The following is a 16263-nucleotide window of genomic DNA, read 5'->3' on the forward strand; positions in this document are numbered from 1 at the left end:
GTCTTGGGCTTCACGCGGACGCTTTGCCTATTTGCATTTTGCTGAGATTGTTTGGATCATCATGCCTAGGGGACTAGTGGCTGAAGATCCCGCATCGTGTCTGAATGGCCGAGTACCTCCCTGGCTGTGCCTGGGATGGCGGTCGGTATCTTCACAATGCCGTGAACATCTTGCCCTTTTAAACGGCCCCCGATGTCCAATGCTAAAGCCCCGAATGCGCCACGCCCATGCTGACGGAACCAGCGAAGTCTCTCGCTATGGCCTGAGAATTGTAAGTTAACAGTTCGCGCTAGGCAGTTCGGTGGATAGTGGCGAGCATTGCCTGCGATGATCTAGATATAGCAGCGTGAGCGCGGACTCATATATTAGGCAGATGTCATATATGTAGAATTGCGAAGCATTTTCAGAAGCGGGCGGTGGCGCGGAAATCTTGCGCGAGGCTCGGCTCGGCAATGCCAATAGCTCGTATGACCGCGTCCATCGCCAGCTCGCAGTTCCGGCACTATAGCTCAAACGTGCTGGAGGAGCCCCCCCCAAGAGGAGTAGGCCGTAGCTCGCCATAGCCCGTCTTGCTTATACCGAACCGTTAACGGCAGGTGTATGGTCGCTGAATAAGGCCCCATGATGCGGCTAGTGGGGATGTTGCGTGTTTACGAACAGTGGGCGGGAGAACTCATGTATCGGGTGGCAATTCCCAGCGCGCGCCGCGCTGGCGGAGCAGATGGCTCCGCGCAGAAAGCCTGCAAGACATTGCTGATCGTTGCTCCTGACGATTTCGTGTCGGAGAGCCTGGTCTTTGCAATAGAGCGGGAGTTCCCTTGGGTCGTTGTGGAGCAGGTGCCCACCTTGGCGGAGGCCTGCGCGTGCCTCGACTTCCCGGTGGCGCTGATCTTGCTTGAAGCCGGGCAGTTGCCGGCGGTGGCCGGACATTCCGAGCAATTGATGCAGATGCATCCGGGGGCGCAGATCATGCTGATCCAGGAAGACGGGCAGCAACAGGTCTTGATCCGTGATGTGGTCGCAGTACGAAACATGCGCGGTGTGCTGCCCATGAACCTGAAGCTCGACGTCTGGCTGTCGGTGGTCAGGCTGGTGCTGCGGGGCGGGGAGTATTTCCCGCTGTCGCTGTTTGAGCCTATCATGGGGCAAAAGTGGGGAGCGGTTGCGGCCGGCGTCGAAGAGCCGGCCAAGGCAAGCCGCCAGCAAGAGAGCGATCCCGACGATTTCGACGAGCTGACGGACCRCGAATTGCAAATCCTGGGTATGGTCGCGCGAGGCTTGCAAAACAAGCTGATTGCCGCCGCGCTCGGGCTTTCCGAACACACGGTCAAGATCCACCTTCACAACATCATCACCAAGCTTGGCGCCCACAATCGCACTGAAGCAGCGGCGATCTATCATGGGCGGCGGGACGCGGTCAGCGGGCGAGGTGCAAGCACTTCGGCTGTTCCGCCGACCCAGCTGCCGTTGGCATGAGAGCGAAATGCCGCGCTTCCAGGATGTCCTGCTCACCGTTGGCCAGCTCAACTACACCTGGACCAACACGGAGAGCCTGCTCATCTACCTGATCGCCGGTCTGGCCAAGGTTGACAAGGAGACCGCGATCATCATCTTCCTGACGCTGAATACGACGCGCGCCCGGCTCGACCTCGTCGAGCGCTTAGCCAAGATGGCGAAGACGCCCCAGGCCTGCCGGGACGCGATACTTTCGGTGACCGATCAGCTGATGCACCAGGGCAAGCTACGCAACAAATACAGCCATTGCATCTACTCGTTCGACGAGACCGGTACGCGTGCCAGCACCCAGCTCATGCGCATCTTCGACAGCAAGGATGCTGTTCGATACGGCAAGCTTGAGGAACTCGACGACAATGAGATGCATCGCATCGGCGCGTCGATCGAGGCGATCCGGGACATCAACCGGCAAATCTGGAAGATCGTCGAGGACAATGCGTTTCCGCATTGAATTGGGGCGTGCGCCCGCAGGCGCATCACAATGACGGACTGTGGCTACTCCATATTGGGCATGCCCGGGCACCCTGAAGCTAGCTTCTCGCTGATTTCAAATGAGCRTATTCTTGAAGTGATGTTTCCAATGGCGGAAACACTCGCACCATAGCGCCAGTTTGGGGACGGGCGCATTTTTTCCCTTAGGAGGAAGAAATGACGACGTACCCAATCTGCGCCAGCAGGATCAGGACGATTCTGCTGGTATCTTCAGCATTCGCGGCCATCGGCCTCAGCGCTCCGGCGTCGGCCCAAAACAGCATCCGCCCGCGGATGACGGCCGCGCAATGCCAGCCCCTTACCCAAGGCAACTATGAACTGTGCTGCATCGCGATCAACCGCCGCAGCATCCTTTCTTCCAACCAACTGGCACAATGCCCGCCGATCACGACATCGCTGATCTCGTCAGTGCTGGCCGGCAGCGACCACAATGGCGGCAATGGGCGTAACGGTAGTGATCGGTCCAATGCTAGCGCTGGCCGATCTGGGGGTTCCGGTGGGACCGCTAGTGCCGGGGGCACCTCAGGTGGCTCCGGCGGTGGTGCTGGTGGCGGCTCCACTGGAGGTGGTGGTAGCGTCGGAGGCACTTCGGCTGGCGGTGGCGGTGGCGGTGGCGGCGGCTCCGGTGGCGGTGGCGGCGGCTCCGGTGGCGGTAATGGTGGGGACGGCGGCGGCACCGGCGGTGGCGGCGGCGGAAGCTCGAGTGGTGGTAATGGTGGCGACGGTGGCGGCACCGGTGGCGGCGGAGGTGGCAGCGCCGGTGGAGGTGACGGCGGCGACGGTGGCGGCACCGGAGGTGGCGGAGGCAGTAGTTCTGGTGGTGGAGACGGTGGCTCCGGTGGAGGCGCTGGCGGCGGGTCTKGTGGCTCCGGCGGTGGTTCTGGCGGCGGCTCCGGTGGAGCAGGCGGTGGTTCTGGCGGTGGCGCCGGCGGTGGTGCCGGCGGCTAGTTCTCTTCGCGGATGAGTTGGGTGGGGGCGAAGGCGCCGGGTGGCATCCAGATGGTTGCCGCCCGGTGAGGCGTTAGAACGGTCGCCTTCCCAACTATTTCGAAATCGCCTGATACCGATCGTCGGAGAAGGTCGTGCCCATGACGAGGCCCTTGATCCGGGCGCTGACGCCGACCTTGCGGACTTCCTGAAACATCAAGATGAACGGCGAGGTGTCGGTGTGCACCTTCTGGATCGCCTCATACATCGCCTTGCGCTTGCCCGTATCCTGTTCGCGCACCGCGGCCATGGCATCCGGCGACAGCTTGCCGGCGTTCCAGCCGAAACGGTCGGCCAGGCTGTCGGAACCGTCGGGCGCATCCTGCTTGTTGACGGCGAACGCCTTGGCGTTGGAGTGCGGGTCGGGATAATCGGGCCCCCACAAGCCAAGCCAGATATCAAGGTCGTGATTTCGGTAGCGGTCGAGCCATTCGCGGCCGCCGACGATCTGCAGGTTGAGGTGCACGCCTGCCTGCGCCATGGATGCCTGGATCGCCTTGGCGAAGTCGGTGAAGGGCTGCGTGTCCCAGACCACCATGTCGAGCGAGAACTCGCCGCTGACACCGCCTTCGGCCAGCAGCGCCTTTGCTTTTTCAATGTCGAAGGTGAACGGCTTGTAGGCGATGGCGCCGAGAAAACCGTTGGGCACCAGCGTCTGATGCACCTCCATGGTGCCGCGCGAGATGGTGTCGACGATGCCCTGGTAGTCGACAAGGTATTTCATCGCCTCGACCACCTTGGGATTCGCCAGGTACTGGTTCCGGACGTTCAGCCCCATATAGTAGATGTTGCCCGAGCGGCCGTTGACGATGGCAAGGTTCRGGTCGCTGGCAATGCTGTCGAAATCGTTCGGTCCCAGCCTGTTGGCGATGTCGACTTCGCCCGCTTGGAGCAATCTGCGCTGTTCCGCGCTCTCGGCGACATGGCGGATGAGGATGCTGTCGATCTTGGGTGTCGCTCCCCAGTAATTGTCGTTGCGTTTGAGCAGGATCGACTCTTTGGGCTGCCATTTGCTGAGCACGAACGGACCGGAGCCTGCGGAATTGTCCGACTTCAGCCATTCATTGCCGAAGTCGCCCTCAATTTCATGCTGCTTGACCAGCTTGCTGTCGACGATGCCGCCGATATAGGACGACAGGCAGTAAAACAGGAAGCTCGGCGCATAGGTGTCGGCGATCTCGATGACCAGGGTCTGGTCGTCGAGGGCCCTGATGCGGTTGTCGACATTGTCAGGTGAAAAGCCGAACTGGCCGATGATGAAGGCCGAGCGCGACTTGAGGTGAACCACCCGCCTTAGCGAGAATTCGGCGTCCCACGCCGTTACCGGATTGCCCGAGGCGAAGCGTGCCTTCGGATTCATCTTGAAGGTGAAGGTCTTGCCGTCTGGCGAAATCGTCCAGCTCTCGGCAAGTACGCCGATGATCCTGGTAGGGTCATTGACATCGAAGCTGACCAGCGACTGATAGATCTGGCTGCTGGTGAGCACGCCGCCGACCTCGCCGACCTCGCCGGGGTCGAGCGTCATGACATCGTCGATGGCGTCCGCAACGATGAGGGTATCTGCCGGTGTGTTCGCAAAAGCGACGGAGACGGCAAAAACCGCGCCGACCATCGCTGCGGCCATCGCCTTGAACACACGCATGCCTTCGTCCCTTCATGAGCCGTCTTGCTGCGGCCCATATCATCGGCACTGCGGCGTCGATCAGAAAATCGTCGCAAAGCGCCGATTTGTGAAGGGGTTATATTCTCTATTCTGAATATGGACATGCGGCTCGATCGGAGGAATGGAATTCCGATCAATTGGTATTTTTGGGTATGGATTTCCATTTCTGACCCTAATTTAGGGCTCTCTTGCCGTGTCCGCCGGTCATTGTTGGATTACAAATGTGGTCAACGCCTGTTTTTAGATTCCTTTTCCTGGAGTTGTCCGATGTGTTTTTCTCTGTTTGCCGCAGTTATTACTGCCGGCTTGGCCTTGGCCACGGGCGCCCAAGCCGAGCGGTTGACCGATCAGCCGCTTGTCGACGCTGCCTGGCTGAAGTCGAACCTCGGCAATAAGAGCCTCGTTGTGCTCGACGTTCGCGATGCGGCCAAGGATGGCAATAACCCCTATGCCAAGGGCCATGTGCCGGGTGCGGTCAGTGCGCCTTATTCGACTGCCGGCTGGCGTGCAGAGGTGAACGGCGTGCCAGGCATGCTGCCGCCGCTTGAGACGATCACCAAGACCATCGGCGCGCTGGGCGTGAGCAATGACAGCCATGTGGTGATCGTGCCGCAGGGTACGGACTCGTCCGAATTTGGCGCTGCGACCCGCGTTTACTGGACCTTCAAGGTACTCGGCCACGACTCCGTGTCGATCCTGAACGGCGGCGAGCGCGCTTGGGAAGCAGCCGGTGGCGAGGTCTCGACCGAAGCGGCCACGCCGGTTGTTGCCGCCTTCAATGGCAAGCTCAAGACCGAGCTTCTGGCGACCACCGCCGATGTCGAAAAGGCACGGGCCGAAGGTACCAAGCTGATCGACGGACGTCCGGCGGCACAGTTTCGTGGTGAAGCCAAGAGCCCGATCGTTCGCGTTCCCGGCACCATTCCGGGTGCTGCCAACCTTGAAAACACCAAGCTCTACGACGCCGACAAGGCATCCTTCGCCTCCAAGGACGCTGTCGCAGCGCTTTCCAAGGGCGTTGGACTTGGCACCGACGAGAAGAACATCGCCTTCTGCAACACCGGCCACTGGGCCTCGGTTGTCTGGTTCGGCCTGAGCGAAATCGAAGGCAACAAGAACACCAAGATGTATGACGGCTCGATGGCCGAATGGGCCGCCGACCCGGCACGCCCGGTGCAGCCCGGCTCCTGATCGCCAGGCGAGCGCAGGTCCGAAACCAGAGATGTCCAGGAGCGATCCTGGACATCTTACGTTGAACGGGCGATGCATCTTCTCATTCAAATTGCGACTGAATTGAAATGACCCAGATTGCTGCAACCGCGCCTGCCCCTGCCGCGCCGGTTTATCTCGACAAGGGCCCCGTCATCTTTGTGGCGCTGGCGCTAGTGCTTGGAGCGCTTGCCATCGGCGAGGCGATCAGCCCCCGCCAGGCAGTGCTGTTTGTCATTGGCGGCCTGTTGGGCCTGACGCTGTACCACGCCTCCTTCGGCTTCACTGGCGGCTGGCGGCGTTTCGTCGTCGAAAGGCGTGGCAATGCGATCCGCGCACAGATGCTGATGATCGCTGCGGCTTCGGTGGTCTTCATCCCGCTTCTGGCGCTCGGCAGCGCCAATGGCCAGCCACTGGTCGGGGCCTTTGCGCCGGTCGGCGTGTCGGTGCTGGTCGGAGCTGCGATGTTCGGCCTTGGCATGCAACTCGGCGGCGGTTGCGGCTCGGGCACGCTGTTCACCGTCGGCGGTGGCAGCTCGCGCATGTTGGTCACGCTCATCTTCTTCATCGTCGGCGCCGTCATCGGCACGGCACACCTGCCGTGGTGGCTGGAAATGCCGTCAATGCCCGAGATCAGCCTGGGCCGGGCGCTCGGCGTGCCGGGCGGGGTCATCGTCACGCTTGTAGGTCTCGGTTCCGTGGCTGCCGCGACCGTGCTTGTCGAGCGCCGCGCCCATGGCGGGCTCGAAAAGATCAAGCCGGCGCCGCGCAACGGGCTTGCCCGGCTGCTGCATGGTCCCTGGCCGTTGGTCGGCGCGGGGCTTGCGCTGGCAGGGCTGAACATCGCGACACTTTTGACTGCTGGCCATCCCTGGTCTGTCACCTTCGGCTTTGGCCTGTGGGGCGCGAAGGTGGCGCAGGCGGTTGGCGTTCCGGTCGAAACCTGGGCGTTCTGGAATTGGCCCGGACCGGCAAAGGCGCTCGGCTCCAGCGTGCTCGCCGACGTCACCTCGGTGATGAATTTCGGCATTATCCTGGGCGCTGCTTTTGCGGCAGGCTTGGCCGGAAAATTCGCGCCCAAGGTCAAGGTGCCGTTGGCCTCGTTCGTGGCTGCCGCAATCGGCGGCGTTCTGATGGGTTACGGCGCGCGGCTGTCCTTCGGCTGCAACGTCGGCGCGCTGTTTTCCGGCATCGCCTCGGGCAGCGTGCATGGCTGGCTGTGGTTTGCCTCGGCGTTTCTGGGCAGTCTCGGCGGTGTGGCGCTGCGCCCGCTGTTCGGCCTCGATGGGTTCAAAACGAAATGAGCACGCGCAACACGCTCCTCTTCGGCACGGCTTTCCTTGCCGCCACATCGGCCATCGCGGCCGATCATTATCGTTTCGCGGCACCCAAGCCCGTGCCGGCGGCCAGTGCACCGGCAACCCCTTGTGCTGCCGGGTCGCCTTGTGCCGCGGCATCTCCATGCTCAGCAGCGACCGCGCCGTGCGCGGCAGCTTCGCCCTGTTCGGCTGCACCTGCACCATGCGCGGCGATGGCACCGTGCGCTGCGGCTCCGCCTTGTGCCGCAGCACCCGCCGCTTCGCCTTGCGCGGCCCAGCCGCAATAGCGCAAGCTGGCGCAAGGAGGCCTGAGATGGACGAGGCAAAAGCGGATGCGGTGCGCCAGGCACTGTTTTGCGAGCACGTGCTGGCGAAGTCTGGCAGCAACGTACTGCTCGAGACACTGCGCGAGGCCAAATCAGTTGCCGTCTGGGAGCATTTTCCCTCAGGCGATGTGTTCGATCCCGAGACTGGCGCGCAGTGGTACTACCACAGCCATCCGCCTGTCGAAGGCCAGGCCGAACATGGCCATTTCCATTGCTTTGTCAGGCCTGAGGGCGCGAACGGGCCGATCCACCATCTCGTAGCCGTCGGTGTCGATGCCTATGGCCGGCTGCTCAGGCTGTTCACGGTCAACCAGTGGGTTGTCGGTGACAATTGGCTTGGTGCTGAGGCCACGATAGCGCTGTTGCCACGCTTCGACCTGCATTTCGCCAGGCCGTCCTATCTGGTCAATCGCTGGCTGAGTGCCGTGGTCGGTCTTTATGCAGAAGAAATCAGGACGCTGGTCCGTGAGCGCGACCGGGTACTCGCTGCGCACCAGCCTGAAAATGACGCTCCAGCGCGCGACGACCGCGCGCTGGAGGTGACATCCGAACTTGGCGTCGACCTTCGCCAGATGGCCGCCCGCCTCGGCGTCTGATGCCTGTTATCCGCGCAGGATGATGCGCATCGCCTGGTCGACCACCGGATGCAGGCCGCTGGCGTAAAACGACAGCCGGTTGCCCGCGCCGGCATTGCTGGTCATTGCGATCGTCAGGCCTGACTTCGGCTCATGCTGCATGACGGTGACGTAGCCCGGAATGCTGCCTTGATGGCCGAAGGCCATGCGATCGGCATAGCTGCTCATGAACAGGCCGGCACCGGTCTCACGCATGCGTGTTCCCGGGAAGGCGACCGCGATGCGGGATTCGCTCATCTCGCGGAAAAGGGGGGCGGGCAGCAGCCGACCGGAAAACAGCGCCCACATGAAATTCACCATGTCGGCCGGCGTCGAAATCATGTCGCCGCAGCCATAAGCGCCCGAGAAGGGAAAGCTCTCGGAAGAATCTTGCAAGTCGTCGGAGTAGGGCAGCACGCCGTCCATGCGCCACATCTCGCCGCCCTCAGAGAGGCCAGTCGCGGCGTCGGGTGCGGGTTTCGGGCGGTGGTAGTAGCCACGCACCATGCGCTCGGTGGGGAAACTTTCCGTCGCCGGCGACCAGGTGTCCTTGAGGCCAAGCGGTTCGAGCACTTTTTGCCTGACATACTCACCGAGGCTGAGACCTGACGCCGCCTCGATCAGAATGCCGGCCAGCACATAGCCGGTGTTGTTGTAGACGGCAGGACAGCCCGGTGCCGTCTGGTCGCCGACACTGAAGGCGAGGTCGACAAGCTTGGCCGGCGTCCACACCAAGGTTGGGTCCATCGGAATGTCGTATTCGAATTCGGGCAGGCCGCCGCGATGGTTGATCAGCTGGCGCACCGATATCTCGCTGGCGCGCGGCAGATCGGGGAACCAGGCCGCAATCGGGTCGCCGAGATCGACTTTGCCTTCCTCAGCAAGCTTCATCAGGGCAGCAGCGACAAAGGTCTTGGTGCAACTGCCGATCTTGAACAGCTGGTCTGGCGTGACGGGCAGATTGCGCGGCCTGTCCGACAGGCCTGTCGTGACGGCAACGACCTCGCCGTCGCCAAGGGCGAAGGCGAGGGAAGCACCTACCGCGCCATCGGCGCGGTAGGTTTCGAGCAGACTGTTCAGGTCTTCGAGCATGACTGTCTGCCTTCCTCGTATTTTGCCTTATTCGGCGATGTCGACAGCAGCAAAATTCTGCCGGCCGAAAGGATCCATCACATAGTTGAGCACGCTCTTGCGGACCGGGATCGAGACCACCGAGTGGGCGATCGGTGCCTCCGGCACCTCGGCCTTCAGGATCGCCTGCGCCTTGCGATAGATCTCCGCGCGTTTTTCGGGGTCGGCGGTGACGCGGCCAGCCTCAAGCAGCTTGTCGAAATCTTCGTTGCACCACCGCGAGCGGTTCGAGCCGCCCTTCACGCCGTCGCAGGCGAAGGAGAAAGAGAGCATGTTGTCGGGGTCGCCATTGTCGCTGCTGCCGCCAAGCAGGTAGGCATCATGCTCGCCCTTGCCGGTGCGGGTCAGGTACTCGCCCCACTCGAATGTGACGACCTCCGACTTGACGCCGACAGCGGCCCACTCGGCCTGGATCATTTCGGCCATGCGGCGCGCGTTGGGATTGTAGGGGCGCGATACAGGCATCGCCCACAGCTTGATGTTGGTGCCGGCATCCAGGCCTGCTTCCTGAAGCAGCTTCTTCGCGCCTTCGGGGTCATAGTCGATAGCCGCGTCCGTGACCGCGCCCAGCTGCATGGGCGGCACGACGGAGCCCGCAAGGCTGCCGGCACCCTGATAGACCGCCTCGACGATCGCCTGGCGGTTGATCGCCTTGGCCAAAGCTGTGCGCACGCGCACGTCGCCCAGCGGCTTGTGCTCGGTGTTGAAGCCGACCGATCCGATGTTCTGGCCTGGCTGGCTGAGAATGTCGACGTCGGGATTGTCCTTGAGTTCGGCAAGGGCTGCGGCTGGCGGCGGTGCGGCCACCTGGCACTCGTTGGCCTTGACGCGGGTGACGCGGACGACAGGTTCGGGCGTGATCGCGAAGATGAGCGTGTCGATCTTCGGCGCGCCGTTCCAGTAGTCCTTGTTGGCGGCATAGCGGATCTGCGCGTCCTGCTGGTAGGCTTGGAGCACGAAGGGGCCAGTGCCGACCGGCTTCTGGTCGATGACTTCGGGTGTGCCGGCAGCAACCATCTTCTCGGTCTGCTCGAGCGACAGGATGGAGAGATAGTCGAGCGCGATGCCGGGCAGGAAGGTGACGTTCGCCGTCGGAAGCGTGAAGCGCACAGTGTAATCGTCAACCTTCTCGATGTTTGCGATCATCGAGCCCATGCCGAGGCCGTTGAAATACTCATACGAGGCGTTGCCGAGCTTGTAGTACGGGTTGCTGGAGTCGCGTTGGCGATTGAAGGTGTAGAGCACGTCGTCGGCGCTGAAGTCGCGGGACGGGGTGAAGGTCTCGTTGGAGTGGAACTTGACGCCCTTGCGGAGATGGAAGGTGTAGACCTTTCCGTCTTCGGACACGTCCCATTTCTCAGCGAGAGCGGGCCCGACCTCAGTGGTGCCGGGCTTGAACTCGACGAGGCGATTGAAAATCGTCTTGGCTGCCGCATCCATGGTGGAGTCGGCGACGGTGAGCATCGGGTTGAAGGTCTCGGGGCTGGCCTCCGAGCAGTAAACCAGCGTCTTGGCGTAGGCCTGCCCGCCGAACAGTATGGTCGACGCGACAAGCGCCGAACGCAGAATCATGGCTGAAGATGTCATTGCAATCGCTCCCATTTTTGATTGTCGATGCTGACGTTCGCCCGGTTCTCCTCCCGTCACGCCAGCATTCCGTCCTCTGAGGTCTACGTGCTCATGGCGTGCTCGGCGCGCGCGTTGGCCGATTGCACGAAACGATCCGGCGCGAGCGCGCCGTAGGACACGCCGAGTTGGATAAGGTCGTCGGGCAGCGGCTCACCGCGCATCAGGGCCGAGCCGAGGCGCGCGAGTGTCAGCGATACCTGGAAACCGTAGCCGCCCTGGCCGCCGAGCCAGAAGAAGCCGGGCAGGCGCGGGTCGAAGCCCGCCACCGGCGTGCGGTCAGGCGAAAAGGTGCGCAGGCCAGCCCATGGCGTCGAGGGACGGCCGACATTCAGGCCGGTCGCCTCCTCGATGTTGTAGGCGGCGGTGGCGATGTCGATGTCTTCGGGGTAGGCGTCGCAAGGCGCGGTGTCGGTCTCGTCGGCGAGCGAGCCGATAAGACGGCTGGCGTCCGGTTTGAAGTAGAAGCGCTCGTGCAGGTCGACGACCAGCGGCCAGTTGCGCACGTCGACACCGGCAGGTGGGTCGAACAGGAAGGCGGTGCGCCGCTTGGGCGCGAAGCCGAGGCGGGAAAGACCGGCGCGTTCGGCGATGACGTCGACCCAGGCGCCGGCGGCATTGACGACGATGTCGGCGTCGTAGACGCCTGACGTGGTCGTGACACTGAAGCCGTTGGGACCACGCGAAATCTTCAACACTTCCGCACCGGTGACGACACTGCCGCCAGCAGCCTTGAGCGCGGATGCCTGGGCCTGGACCATCTTGCCGGTGTCGATGTCGACCGCGCCGGGTTCGTAGACCGCGCCGCAGGTCCGTTCCGCTGCGATGGCCGGAACCATGGCGGCGACATCGTCTGGCGACAGGCGCCGTACGCTCGGTACCAGGGCCTTTTGTTCTTCGGCCAGTTGGTCGATCGCGTCGGTGTCGTCAGGACCACCGAAATGCAGGGCGCCTCTGACGTGCTCGACGAAGCCGCCGTCGATGATGGCCTGCCGGCTCGCCACCGAAAGCGCACGCACGGTCGCGTTGCCATAGGTCTCGGAAAACAGCGCGGCGGAGCGCCCGCTGGCGTGATAGCCGAGCTGGGTTTCGCGTTCGATCACCGTGACCTGAGCCCATTGCTGGACGGCCGCAGCGAGCGAGAGGCCGGCAATGCCTCCACCAATGACGATGACTTTTTGGGTGCGGGAATTGGAATGCATGGCCATTGGTAAAATCATTTTCGAATGCAGTCAATATTTAGCGTATAGGAAAAATATTGGCGAATCTTGCGGTACGGAGGGAGTTGGAATAGCTACTGAATCACGGGTGATGGAGATAGCCATGTCGGAACAACCGAATCTAGGCGACTGCCTGCGAAACCTCAGGAGGCAGCATGGCTGGACGCTTCAGGATGTCAGCCATCTGACAGGTGTCGCGGTATCGACGCTGTCGAAGGTCGAAAACGACCAGATGTCGCTGACCTATGACAAGCTGCTGCAGATCTGCGGCGGCCTCGGCATCCATGTCACCGAGTTGTTGAGCGGCGATTCCAAGCAACCATCGGCGCGCACGCGCCGCTCGATAGCCTCGAAGGCAACCACGCTACGCCAGCTGACCCGGAATTATGACTATTATTATCTCGCCACCGATCTGGTGCGGAAACGTATGGTGCCGATCATCGCCGATGCCCGGGCGCGCACGCTGGAGCAATTCGGCCCGCTGACAAAACATGCCGGCGAGGAGTTCCTGATCGTGTTGAAAGGCGAGATCGAGGTCCACACCGAGCAATATGCGCCGGTGCGGCTCAAGCAAGGCGAAAGCGTCTACATCGATTCCACCATGGGCCACGCCTATCTCTCGGTAGGCGAGGGCGACGCCGAAATGCTGTGCGTCTGCTCCGGCGACGAGCCGGATATGGAAAAGACGCTCATCAGCCTCAACGATGAAGAGAAGGTCGAGGCCTAAGCGACCCGGCGACCTTCGCGCCACACAGTGCGAACGACGGGCACATGCTCGTCGACCCGTACGCGCACCAGATCACCCCTACGTCCTGCCTCGATGACACCGCGGTCGGTGAGGCCGACGGCATCGGCCGGGTTCTTCGACACCATCGCCATTGCTTGCGGCAACGAGATGCCTTCGACGACTTCGCCGAGGAAGAAAGCCGACTGGATCAGGCTGAAGGGGATGTAGTCCGACGACAGGATGTCGAGCAGGCCGTGCTCGGCCAGCGCGCGGGCTGACACGTTGCCCGAATGCGAGGCGCCGCGCATGACGTTGGGCGCGCCCATCAAGACGCCGAGCCCGGCCCCCTTGGATGCGTTGGCGGCTTCGAGCGTGGTCGGGAATTCAGCGACGCGAATGCCTTGGGCGATCGCTTCGTCGACATGGGCTGTGGTGGCATCGTCATGGCTCGCCAGAACGATGCCACGCGCGTGGCAGGCGGCCGAAATGACATCGCGGTTTGGCCTGGAGTTGCGGGCGGAATCGCCCATGCGCTTGTCGCAGAAGGCCTGGAACTCGACGTCGTTCAGCTTCAGCTTGCGCTGGTAGTAATAGGCGTAGGTTTCGAGGTCGACGAACTGGCGCTGGCCCGGTGCGTGGTCCATCAGCGAAGCCAGCTTGACGCGGTCGTCGCCATCGAAAACCGCAAAGCTGTCCTGGCAGTCGCCGGCCGAGACCTCACAGCGCAGATGGATGAAGTGGTCGGCACGCACGCGGTCGGCGCGCACGCTGTCTTCGATTGCGTCGGCGAGCAGGCGCATGTCGGCGGAGGTCATGTCGGCGTCTTCGTCCATGCCAACGCGCAGAGCGTCGAAGACGGTGGTGATGCCGGCGGAAGCCACCTGCGCGTCGTGTGCCAAGACGGCTGCGATCGGGTTCCAGCGCACGCGGGGGCGCGGCGCGTAGTGACCTTCGAGATGGTCGGTGTGGAGCTCGACCAGGCCTGGAATGATGAAGTCGCCACCCATGTCCTCGCCGACCGCGCTAGGACCGGTGGAGATTTCGGCGATCTTGCCGTCGCGCACGACGATCGAACCGTCGATGACGGTGTCGGCCAGAACGATCCGGGCGTTTCTCAAGACAAGGTCGGTCATCTCAGGCGGTCTTTCTTTCAGCTTGATTGCCCAGCGCGCGATAGGCCCGCACCTCGAACGGCGCGCCCGACGTGGGCTCGACGAACAGCGCCAGCCCGTCGACCGGCACAGGCTTGTCGAGCACGCTGCCCAGGCATTCCTCGATTGTGGCGCGGACGCGCGGTGCTTCCTCGGCTGCCACGCGGCCGGTCAGCGTCATGTGGAAACGGAAGGTGTCGAATACGTAAGGGTAGCCCCACTGGCTGAGGTTGCGGCATTCCTGCGGCGACAGCGCCTCGGGGTTGCGGCGGGCGATCTCGGCGTCGCTCAGCGGTGCACGGAAAGGCTCGAACGCCCTCACCACATCGCCGGCGAAGCGGTCGAGCTCGGGCAGGGGCTCCGCCGGGATCAGGGCGAAAAAGCCGTCGATCTGGGCAAGCTTCAGGCGCGGGATGTCGAAGGGTGTCGTGTCGTTTGCGAAAGAAGAAACGGCATCGACCAGCGACGCCTCGGAAACACCGTCGGCGAGGCGGAACGGCGCCTTGAGCGTGGCATGGAAACCGTAGCGGCGTGCGGCGGCCGCGTGGAACGCGACTTCCGCCGCCGACAGATCGCCGAACGCCTTGGCTGGCGTGGTTGCGCCACCAAATGCATCGCGCCCGAGCCAGCCGGCCGCGATGCGGCACAGCGGGTCGTCATGTTCGGGCGTGAAGTAGATGGCGTAGCGCATGGCGCGAAGTCCTTGAGGGCGATTGCCCGATAGATGATTTGCGTGACAGTTTGACGAAGTAGTGGCCGACTTCTCAAGATTTGCAATGATGTTCAGTGGCTGGCCTTCCCGCCGATCAGGCGCTGGCGCAATGCGGTGGAAATATTGTCGAAGATGAACACCACAATCAGGATCAAGAGCACCATGTAGGCGACGTTTGCCCAGTTGGAATTGGTGCGCATCGCTTCCCAAAGCTTGAGGCCGATGCCGCCGGCGCCGACAGCGCCGATGATGGTGGCCGAGCGCGTGTTCGATTCCCAGAAATAGAGCGACTGGCTGATCAGCACCGGCAGCACCTGCGGCACCACGCCATAACGCTGGACCGATGCCGGTGAGGCGCCGACCGAACGCATGCCCTCGCGCTGCTTGTCGTCGATGTTTTCCAGCGCCTCGGAGTAGAGCTTGCCGAAGGTGCCGGTGTCGGTGAAGAAGATCGCCGACATGCCGGCGATGGGGCCGGGGCCGAAGGCGCGGGTGAAAAACAGTGCCCAGATCAGCATGTCGACCGAGCGCAGGAAGTCGAAGAAACGCTTGGCGACCTGGTTGACGAGGCGGTTGCGCGTGATGTTGCGGGCCGCAAGGAAGGCCAGCGGGAAGGCGAGCACGCTGGCAAACAGCGTTCCTACGAAGGCCATGACTATGGTCTGCAAAAGCTTCACCCAGACGTCGCCATGCTGCCATTCGGAGTTGTTGACGATGTTGTCCCAGGCAAGGGCGGCGTTCGACATTTTGGGATCGATGCGCGCGTCAGACATCACCAGCGACAGGACCTCGCTTGTCGACTTGCCCCAGTAGGGTGAGTTGGCGTCGAAGACAAAGTTCTGCCAGCCAAGGAAGCGGTGGCGGATCTTGACGTCGTCGGCGTTGATCTGGACGCTGCCGGCAAAGCCGAAGTCGACCGATATCTTTTCGCCCGGCGCTTTCTGCGTCGCCCAGGCGGGCAGGGTGCCGACGATAGCGATGCTGGTCTCGGGCACGACTGCGACTTCGAGCGTTTCTGTACCGCACGTCACCGTCACGCTGGTCGGAGTGACGTCGATCGTGTTGTTGCGGCCTATATGGGCTCTGACGCGGCTGGCTGATGCCTTGTTGGCGGCAGGAGCTGCGGCGGTCGCTGCGGGCTGGTCGAAACTCAGCCATTCAGGATGCCGGTCGGCACGGTAGGATGAGAAACGCGGATAGCCGATGTCGAGGCGGTCCTGCCTGAAGGTGACCTGCGGCCGGATTTCGTAGCTGACCCAGTCGGCGACATAGGTTCCGGCAATGCCCCAGTTGCCCGCAGCGATCACGGCACCGACGGCGAAGAACCACCAGGCGAAGACGAGATAAGCAACGGTGCCGGCGCCCACCGCCCAGCCTGTCAGGCTCTTGCGCCACGAGCCGGCGAAAAGCTCGGGGTGGCGGTCGGAGATCGCCTGCATTTCGGTCATGGAAAGAGTGGTCATGTCTTAGTTCCCACGGCCGAAGGCAAAGGCCTGCTCGCCGACCAGTTTTTTGCGCAGCCAGGCCGACAACTGGTCGACCGCGACGATGGTGCAGAACAAGAGGAAGAT

At 62.7% G+C, this 16263-nt stretch carries 14 protein-coding genes and 1 pseudogene; 7 read left to right on the forward strand and 8 right to left on the reverse strand.

The features are described 5' to 3' along the window. The first annotated feature begins 675 nt into the window (after positions 1–675). From AC1DWF_RS22505 to AC1DWF_RS22515, 3 genes are all read left to right on the forward strand, one after another. Positions 676–1476 carry a helix-turn-helix transcriptional regulator gene (locus AC1DWF_RS22505; RefSeq protein ID WP_476842075.1) on the forward strand — a complete coding sequence of 267 codons (801 nt, stop codon included), beginning with the start codon at positions 676–678 and terminating at the stop codon, positions 1474–1476. Between the two features lie 7 nt (positions 1477–1483). Beyond that, positions 1484–1966, forward strand: a complete 483-nt coding sequence (locus AC1DWF_RS22510) for a hypothetical protein (RefSeq protein ID WP_476782799.1) — start codon at positions 1484–1486, stop codon at positions 1964–1966. 197 nt (positions 1967–2163) lie between these two features. Continuing rightward, complete coding sequence (locus tag AC1DWF_RS22515) at positions 2164–2955, forward strand: hypothetical protein (RefSeq protein ID WP_476842076.1); 792 nt, start codon at positions 2164–2166, stop codon at positions 2953–2955. A 94-nt stretch (positions 2956–3049) separates the two neighbouring features. On the opposite strand, the gene AC1DWF_RS22520 is transcribed toward AC1DWF_RS22515, so the two are convergent. Further along, positions 3050–4636, reverse strand: a complete 1587-nt coding sequence (locus tag AC1DWF_RS22520) for an ABC transporter substrate-binding protein (RefSeq protein ID WP_476842077.1) — start codon at positions 4634–4636, stop codon at positions 3050–3052. A gap of 288 nt (positions 4637–4924) precedes the next feature. On the opposite strand from AC1DWF_RS22520, the gene AC1DWF_RS22525 reads away from it, so the two are divergent. From AC1DWF_RS22525 to AC1DWF_RS22535, 3 genes are all read left to right on the forward strand, one after another. Then, positions 4925–5848 (forward strand): sulfurtransferase, encoded by a 924-nt coding sequence (locus AC1DWF_RS22525; RefSeq protein ID WP_476787911.1) that lies wholly within the window; start codon positions 4925–4927, stop codon positions 5846–5848. A gap of 107 nt (positions 5849–5955) precedes the next feature. Next, positions 5956–7170, forward strand: coding sequence for a YeeE/YedE family protein (locus tag AC1DWF_RS22530; protein ID WP_476782803.1), 1215 nt, complete (start codon positions 5956–5958; stop codon positions 7168–7170). A 328-nt stretch (positions 7171–7498) separates the two neighbouring features. Beyond that, a complete protein-coding gene (locus AC1DWF_RS22535) occupies positions 7499–8107 on the forward strand; it encodes a DUF6969 family protein (RefSeq protein WP_476782810.1) in 609 nt (202 codons plus the stop codon). Between the two features lie 6 nt (positions 8108–8113). Here AC1DWF_RS22535 and AC1DWF_RS22540 read toward each other — a convergent pair whose 3' ends face one another. From AC1DWF_RS22540 to AC1DWF_RS22550, 3 genes are all read right to left on the reverse strand, one after another. Then, positions 8114–9217, reverse strand: a complete 1104-nt coding sequence (locus tag AC1DWF_RS22540) for a serine hydrolase domain-containing protein (protein ID WP_476782804.1) — start codon at positions 9215–9217, stop codon at positions 8114–8116. 27 nt (positions 9218–9244) lie between these two features. Next, the gene (locus AC1DWF_RS22545; protein WP_476782805.1) at positions 9245–10843 is read right to left on the reverse strand and encodes an ABC transporter substrate-binding protein; all 1599 of its coding nucleotides are present in this window, start codon (positions 10841–10843) and stop codon (positions 9245–9247) included. Between the two features lie 83 nt (positions 10844–10926). Further along, on the reverse strand, positions 10927–12090 hold the full coding sequence (locus tag AC1DWF_RS22550; protein WP_476782806.1) for an NAD(P)/FAD-dependent oxidoreductase: 1164 nt from the start codon (positions 12088–12090) through the stop codon (positions 10927–10929). A 115-nt stretch (positions 12091–12205) separates the two neighbouring features. Between AC1DWF_RS22550 and AC1DWF_RS22555 the strand changes: the two genes are divergently transcribed. Next, entirely contained in the window at positions 12206–12829 is a 624-nt protein-coding gene (locus AC1DWF_RS22555; protein ID WP_476782807.1) for a helix-turn-helix domain-containing protein, read from the forward strand. Here AC1DWF_RS22555 and AC1DWF_RS22560 read toward each other — a convergent pair. The 4 genes and pseudogenes from AC1DWF_RS22560 to AC1DWF_RS22575 all read right to left on the reverse strand — a co-directional run. After that, positions 12826–13962, reverse strand: coding sequence for an alpha-D-ribose 1-methylphosphonate 5-triphosphate diphosphatase (locus AC1DWF_RS22560; RefSeq protein WP_476787912.1), 1137 nt, complete (start codon positions 13960–13962; stop codon positions 12826–12828). The two genes, AC1DWF_RS22555 and AC1DWF_RS22560, sit on opposite strands and share 4 nt — an antisense overlap. A gap of 1 nt (position 13963) precedes the next feature. Next, on the reverse strand, positions 13964–14671 hold the full coding sequence (locus AC1DWF_RS22565; RefSeq protein WP_476782809.1) for a DUF1045 domain-containing protein: 708 nt from the start codon (positions 14669–14671) through the stop codon (positions 13964–13966). 92 nt (positions 14672–14763) lie between these two features. After that, complete coding sequence (gene phnE, locus AC1DWF_RS22570; protein ID WP_476787913.1) at positions 14764–16155, reverse strand: phosphonate ABC transporter, permease protein PhnE; 1392 nt, start codon at positions 16153–16155, stop codon at positions 14764–14766. A 3-nt stretch (positions 16156–16158) separates the two neighbouring features. Next, a pseudogene (locus AC1DWF_RS22575) lies at positions 16159–16263 on the reverse strand (phosphonate ABC transporter, permease protein PhnE); the annotation flags it as partial.

The organism is Aminobacter sp. P4_D5, assembly GCF_056401815.1.